Raw genomic sequence first — 1215 nt, forward strand, 5'->3', positions numbered from 1 at the left:
AGAACGCTTTTCAAACCGTCGAATATCACCGATTAAGCGAACCGCGGTATTGTCAGTCATTCCAGAAATGCTTAAGAGAATCTTGAATTCGGGTAAGGCCTTCACTACGTCAACCGTGTTGGCAATGACAACTTCTCGTTTCACAGTCATTTTAATGATGTTTGTGACTTGATGTTGGAGCTGTTTAACTACGAAAGATGTTGATTCAATCGCCGGATAAGAAGTTCCGTGGGCTCGCCACAGTCTTTCTGCTAGTGTTTGTGCACGTCCTTGGCCAATACCACGTATTCCTAATCCAAGAATGCTATCCATGATTTCTGTTATTGTATGTCCCACAATCATACCTGGGTGTGGAAACAAACGAAGAACTTCTAGACTTGAGGTTTTATCCACCTCAATTTCATCCGTGAAATTGGGAAATGACAACTGAATCAATTTATGAACGCGGTTTTTCTCGCGCTTTATATCTTCAGTTTGTTGGTCGTAATATCGACTCATGTTTGACAGCTCACGATACAAGGGATCTGAGAAACGGGGCACGTAAGGCACGGGTTCCTTTGTGAATTCTGTTATGGCAAGACATCGTGCGTCGCGAACGTCGTTCTTGCGCATTCGGGATCCATCATCTAGAGGCTTCTTAGCTACTAGGGGATTAAGTATGTGATACAGAATACTTGTTATCGATAAGATATTTCTCTAGTCGACGTGAGTAGACGCCGGTTGCCTCGAAGACGACCTCCGCACCACCATAAGATTGGATAATTGACTTTAAACTTGGAAACCCAATGGCATCGAGAGTGATATCACCGTCGTAAGTTGCTTTTCCATCTACTGCCACAGATAACTTTGCGGATGCCTTTAAAACATCCAAACCAATAATTGTACACATGATACGCTACCTTTCTTGAAGCTCTTCACATTGATTTTAGTATCCAAGTTTTCAAAACACGGTTTCTAGAACCAAACTACTTTGAGCGAATTTGCCAAAACCAGTGAAGCAGCCAATTTCACATGCGGCCTCAATGGGCCAAAAAGAGCTACGGCTTTTGCTTCACTACCACTATAAAGTAATAGAGGCGTACATGAACTCCGTCGAGTTTCATGTACGCCTCTAAGCTTAGTAGTTTTCACATTGTTGAGATCAGCTGCCTTTTGCTTGTAGTTCATTGAGTAGAAACTATTCTTGAATGAGATAAGAATACGTAGACGAAAGTT

General features: G+C 42.2%; 2 protein-coding genes. Both read right to left on the reverse strand.

Going from position 1 to position 1215, the window contains the following annotated elements:
• A partial coding sequence (locus EST42_RS08565; protein WP_167711203.1) for an IS110 family transposase occupies nt 1–690 on the reverse strand: 690 nt, incomplete at its 3' end.
• A complete protein-coding gene (locus tag EST42_RS08570; protein WP_134645044.1) occupies nt 653–889 on the reverse strand; it encodes a hypothetical protein in 237 nt (78 codons plus the stop codon). The genes EST42_RS08565 and EST42_RS08570, both read right to left, overlap by 38 nt.
• Nucleotides 890–1215 lie beyond the last annotated feature (326 nt).

The sequence above is a fragment of the Weissella cibaria genome, from assembly GCF_004521965.1.
GTDB lineage: Bacteria > Bacillota > Bacilli > Lactobacillales > Lactobacillaceae > Weissella > Weissella cibaria_A.

What these genes read in the sequence shown, in the direction of transcription:
- EST42_RS08570 (WP_134645044.1), bottom strand. Translation starts at nt 889, where the DNA reads ATGTGTACAATTATTGGTTTGGATGTTTTAAAGGCATCCGCAAAGTTA.